The organism is Lysinibacillus sp. NPDC093197, from assembly GCF_044754025.1.
In the GTDB taxonomy this organism is placed as follows: domain Bacteria; phylum Bacillota; class Bacilli; order Bacillales_A; family Planococcaceae; genus Lysinibacillus.
In genome coordinates, this window is the sequence record NZ_JBIVOH010000016.1 from 1 (window position 1) to 5,584 (window position 5,584).

Annotated in this window: 4 protein-coding genes, 1 tRNA gene and 1 rRNA gene; 3 read left to right on the plus strand and 3 right to left on the minus strand. The window is 37.9% G+C overall.

From position 1 onward, the window contains the following. Both rrf and ACIP9G_RS22640 read right to left on the minus strand, forming a co-directional pair. A 5S ribosomal RNA gene (gene rrf / locus ACIP9G_RS22635) occupies nucleotides 1-94 on the minus strand; the annotation flags it as partial. 614 nt (nucleotides 95-708) lie between these two features. Further along, the gene (locus ACIP9G_RS22640) at nucleotides 709-1,800 is read right to left on the minus strand and encodes a cysteine desulfurase family protein (RefSeq protein ID WP_401022479.1); all 1,092 of its coding nucleotides are present in this window, start codon (nucleotides 1,798-1,800) and stop codon (nucleotides 709-711) included. 99 nt (nucleotides 1,801-1,899) lie between these two features. On the opposite strand from ACIP9G_RS22640, the gene nadB reads away from it, so the two are divergent. From nadB to nadA, 3 genes are read left to right on the plus strand one after another with little or no spacing between them, the layout of a single operon-like run. Next, nucleotides 1,900-3,486 carry an L-aspartate oxidase gene (gene nadB / locus ACIP9G_RS22645; protein WP_401022476.1) on the plus strand — a complete coding sequence of 529 codons (1,587 nt, stop codon included), beginning with the start codon at nucleotides 1,900-1,902 and terminating at the stop codon, nucleotides 3,484-3,486. Next, nucleotides 3,443-4,303 carry a carboxylating nicotinate-nucleotide diphosphorylase gene (gene nadC, locus ACIP9G_RS22650; protein ID WP_340822886.1) on the plus strand — a complete coding sequence of 287 codons (861 nt, stop codon included), beginning with the start codon at nucleotides 3,443-3,445 and terminating at the stop codon, nucleotides 4,301-4,303. The genes nadB and nadC overlap by 44 nt, the downstream gene beginning before the upstream one ends. Beyond that, nucleotides 4,290-5,393, plus strand: a complete 1,104-nt coding sequence (gene nadA, locus ACIP9G_RS22655; protein ID WP_401022478.1) for a quinolinate synthase NadA — start codon at nucleotides 4,290-4,292, stop codon at nucleotides 5,391-5,393. The genes nadC and nadA overlap by 14 nt, the downstream gene beginning before the upstream one ends. Nucleotides 5,394-5,496: 103 nt before the next feature. Here nadA and ACIP9G_RS22660 read toward each other — a convergent pair. Then, a tRNA-Glu gene (locus ACIP9G_RS22660) sits at nucleotides 5,497-5,568 on the minus strand. Between the last annotated feature and the right edge of the window lie 16 nt (nucleotides 5,569-5,584).

Sequence of the window (5,584 nt, forward strand, 5' to 3'; positions counted from 1 at the left end):
CAGGGGGAAGCCCCCAACTACCATCGGCGCTAAAGAGCTTAACTTCCGTGTTCGGTATGGGAACGGGTGTGACCTCTTTGCCATCATCACTAGACTATTTTCGGTTTCCAATTTATAACGTATCTTGAAACCCTTATGTATTTCGTTTTGAAGTTGTTTACCTGTCCTTCAAGACAAGAATTATTGTATAACGTTTATCAACATAATGCAACCCTTTTTTATAAAAAAAAGAAATTACTACTTTTTAAAGATATTTTTGTTATGTGAGAGAAATAATCGCTCTGCTAATCATTATAGCAATTGTTTTTTCAAAAGAAAACATTTTATTACATAAAAATTAAAAAGTTTAGTTTTAGCAAATAGAATAAAGAATATATTTAAACTACCAAACACAACTACTGTCCTTTTGATAATCTAGCGGTAAACAATTCAAGAGCACATCACGAATTTGCCTGATTGCAGTTTCCCCAATAATCTCGTAGTTAAAACTACTTCGTAACAATTATAAATGCAGGTGTTAGCTTTCTGTAGGCATTAGGTAAAGTTCACATTAAATGCTGGAGTTTATTAACATATGACAAATTCAATCTCCTATCTTTCGTTCCGTTTAACTTACTTTAAGAAAAGCTTTGATTTTCGCTGAAAGTGGCGACTCTGAGTGAAAATCTAAAGCTTTTTATTTAAATATTTCCCTATCATTATTTTCGTTTAGTATTTCGCAAAAACATTCGTCAGTGCAGCAAGTAATTGATCAATTTCTTCGAATGTTGTTGTTGGTCCAAAGGATATTCTAAAAAATTGACGTGCCTCCTCCATCGTATAGCCCATTGATAAAATTGCTTTCGTACCAGATTCACTGTGTATATCACAGGCACTACCAGTTGAAATACAAATACCTGCCTCGTTTAATTTTAACAATACATATTGCCCTTCCACTTTTTCCATTATCAAACCGCATATATTAGGCAGTTGCTCTACACTGTCAATCAATTGACAAGCTGAAGGTAAATTTTTTCGTAAATATTGACGTAGCAAATCATAATGTTGACGCTCATATTGATAATTTTCAATGGCTGCCGCAAACGCAACAATGGCAGGTGTATCTAGTGTTCCACCACGTAAACCTCGTTCATGCGTTACACCAGGCGTTAATGCTGGAACTCGAATTTTCGGATTTATAAATATAGCCCCACACCCTTTAGGTCCTCCTATTTTATGGGCTGAAATCGTCATCGCATCTACGTATGCACTAAATGAATTTGTTGCTAGTTTACAATAGGATTGAACACAATCTACATGGAAAAATATATTTTCGTTATTTGCTATTACGGCAATTTCCTCTACAGGTTGGATGGATCCTATTTCGGAATTTACATGTTGAATCGTTATTAATGCTGTATCTTCCCTTATCGCCTCACGAACTTGTTCTACATCAATACATCCATTAAGCTGTAAAGGTAATTTCGTGATGGTAAACCCCATTTTTTCAAGTGTATTTAATGCTGCATGAACGGATGTATGTTCGGCTTGTGATGAAATAATATGCTTTCCTTTTTTTGAAGCTAAAGCAAGTGACAAAATTGATATTAAATTTCCCTCTGTTCCGCTCCCAGTAAAAATAATCCCATCACTTTCTACACCGAGAGTCCCTGCTACTATAGCCCTTGCCTGCTCAACAAAATAATTTGCTTGTCCTCCTAAATCGTGTAAGCTCGCACTATTTCCATAATACCGTTTTGCAACGTCACAATAAGCCTGAAGCGCATTACTCGCCATTGGAGATGTTGCTGCATAATCCATATAAATCATCTTATTCTCCCTTTCTAGTCATCAAGTCTTGTTTTCCTTTTTATTTTATGTAAAGATATGTGTCAAGACAACTGTAAAGAAGGTATAGCTATGGATGTAAAGACAGACATACTCATTATTGGTAGCGGCATTGCGTCTCTTCAAGCAGCACGACTACTCGGACAATATTTTCAAGTACAGATTGTTACAAAATCCTCTGTTAAAACAAGTAGCTCTTATCGTGCACAAGGAGGAATAGCTGCTGTTACTAGTCCAGAAGATCATATAAAGTTTCATATCACTGATACACTGTCTGCTGGTGAATACCATCATGAAAACAAATTTGTTGATGTACTTATACAGGATGGAATGACGATTATCCAACAACTGCTATTAGAAGGATTACCAATTGATCGACTAGATAATGGCGAACCTGCCCTTGGCTTAGAAGGAGCACATAGCCATCATCGCATTTTACATGCCGGTGGTGATAGGACTGGTCAAATACTGATTGATTACTTGCTTCAGCATCTATCTCCAAATGTTCACGTTAATAGCAACGAGATGGCATTCGAGTTGTTAATGAATACGGATGGTGCTTGTATTGGCGTGCTGACAAAAAGCGATAAAGGAATAAAACGTTATTTTGCTCATCACGTCATCCTTGCTTCAGGTGGTGCGGGTGCTCTCTACTCAAGTACTTCTAACTATTCAACGAATACTGGAGACGGTATTGCATTAGCGTATCGTGTGGGTGCTGCCATCAGTGATATGGAATTTATGCAATTTCATCCAAGTCTATTATGGTGTAATGGTGAAGCTAAAGGATTGGTTTCTGAAGCTGTTCGGGGTGCTGGAGGAATTTTTGTTAATGCAGAGCGTCAACCGATTATGGCAGGTGTACATCCATTGCTCGATTTAGCACCACGTCATGTTACTGCACACACGTTATATATTAAACGTACATTCGGGCAAGAAACGTTTATTGATATTTCAAGCATTCAGGGATTTGATAATAAATTCCCTACTATTACAAAACTTTGCATAGATAACGGTATTGATTTACAAAACGGTCTAATTCCTGTAGCTCCAGGCAGCCATTTTTTAATGGGTGGTGTGATTGCTGATGATACGGGAAGAACCTCGATTTCTAATCTTTATGCAGTTGGTGAGGTTGCTTGTACAGGGGTTCATGGTGCAAACCGTTTAGCTAGCAATTCATTACTTGAAGGCATAACATTCGGTCAAAAAATGGCTCAATTTATTATAAAAACTGGTTGTAAGCAAACTAATTTCACGCTTGCTGTTGCTCATTGCCATCAATCGATGCCTGCTTTATTAACAAAGAAAAACTTACAACAAACAATGATGCACACATTAGGCATCGTCCGAAACCCTTTGGATATGCAGCTTTTGATAGAACAACTACCTTCATTACAAATTCTACGTCAAGTTAATGTAATGGGCCTAAATCAACAGCAACTAGAACTTTACATGATGCATATTGTTGCATCATTGATGGTACACGCTGCCATCACACGAACAGAAACTCGTGGTGCTCACATTCGGAATGATAAGCCTAACAGTGAAGCAAAGTGGGCACAACGCTGGATTATTTTTCAACAAGGACAAATGAAAGTGAGGAATTCATTGTATGAATATCATCAAACTCGAGGAAATGCTCAAGCAATTTTTTAATGAAGATATAGGAGATGGGGATTTATCAAGCGAGCTGATCTTTTCATTTGAGCAAATAGGTTCTTTTTCGTTTTATGCAAAAGACAGCGGCATTTTTTGTGGAACACCTATTATAGAACATGGATTTCGTTTACTCGATCCCTCCATGCATATAACTATGCATAAAAATGATGGTGATACCGTGAATTTCGGAGATGTTCTTGCTGTTATTAAAGGACCTCTACAAAAATTATTATTAGGTGAGCGAGTCATTTTAAATCTTATTCAACGCATGTCTGCTATCGCCACTGCAGCCAATTTAGCAGTTCGTGAAACAGTAGGAACCTCTGCGAAAATTTGCGATACACGCAAAACAATTCCTGGATTACGTATGCTCGATAAATATGCTGTACGAGTAGGTGGTGCCTATAATCACCGAAGTGGCTTATACGATGCTATTATGCTCAAAGATAATCATATTGCTTTTGCAGGAAGTATTACTGAAGCCGTACAAACTGCTCGCAAAAAAATTGGGCACACTGTAAAAATCGAAGTGGAGATTGAAACGAAAGCACAATTAGAAGAAGCTATATTAGCTGGGGCGGACATTATTATGTTCGATAATCGTACACCAGACGAAATACGTGCTTGGCTTCAAATTGTTCCAGCACATATCGCTACTGAAGCTTCTGGTGGCATTACATTAGAAAACCTCAATGCTTATGCAAAGTCGGGTATTCAATGGATTTCTTTAGGTGCATTAACTCACTCTGTAAAAGCTTTTGATATTAGCGCACTTGTACAAATGAAAGGAGAGCATACACTTGTCCATCACTAGTTTACTACAACAAACTTCACTTCTTCCTGAGCATTATCGATCATTATCAACAGAAGAAATGGAATCTCGTATTCGAGCTATTAAAAAGAAATTAGGCAAGAAACTCTTTATACCTGGACATCACTATCAAAAAGATGAAGTAATACAATTTGCTGATGCTACGGGAGATTCCTTACAGCTTGCTCAAATATCAGCTACTAATAAAGAAGCTGAGCATATTGTTTTTTGTGGAGTGCATTTTATGGCAGAAACAGCCGATATGCTAACTACTGAGAAGCAACATGTCTACTTACCTGATATGCGTGCAGGGTGTTCGATGGCAGACATGGCAGATATTTATCAAACAGAACAAGCATGGCCTATTTTACAGCAACTTTTCGGCAATACAATTTTGCCATTAACATATGTTAATTCTACTGCTGCAATTAAAGTATTTACTGGACGTCACGGTGGCGCCTGTGTAACCTCCTCCAATGCAAAAGAAATGGTAAAATGGGCATTTTCACAAAAACAACGTATTTTATTTTTACCAGATCAGCATTTAGGAAGAAATACAGCGTTCGATTTAGGTGTGCCTCTCGAAAATATGGCCGTATGGAATCCACATATGAATACGCTTGAAACAGATCAATCGCCAGAAAATATTCAAGTAATATTGTGGAAAGGACACTGTTCAGTCCATGAAGGCTTTACAGTGCAACATATAGCAATGGTTCGTCAATCACATACAAATATGCGTATAATCGTTCATCCTGAATGTAGCCGTGAAGTTGTCGCAGCTGCAGATGATGCAGGCTCTACAAAATATATCCTTGATACTATTAATAATGCTTCAAGCGGATCAGCGTGGGCAATTGGAACAGAAATGAATCTAGTAAACCGCATTATTCAACAACATCCTGATAAACATATTATTTCTTTAAACGAAAACTTTTGTCCTTGTCTTACAATGAATCGCATTGACCTTCCACATTTACTATGGTCACTTGAAAGCATTGATCAGGGTAAGCCACATAACCGTATTCAAGTGGATACGTCAACGGCAAAAGAAGCTCGTAGCTCTCTTGAAAGAATGCTGTCACGTGCGTAAGCAAAAAAATCGTCTACCTATTTAGTGGTAGACGATTTTTCGTATTTCTTCTGTTAAAAAAAGCACAGTCGATGTAAACAATTACATCGACTGTGCTTTAGTATGACCCCTACGGGATTCGAACCCGTGTTACCGCCGTGAAAGGGCGGTGTCTTAACCGCTTGACCAAGGGGCCAATGGCGGAGAAGGAG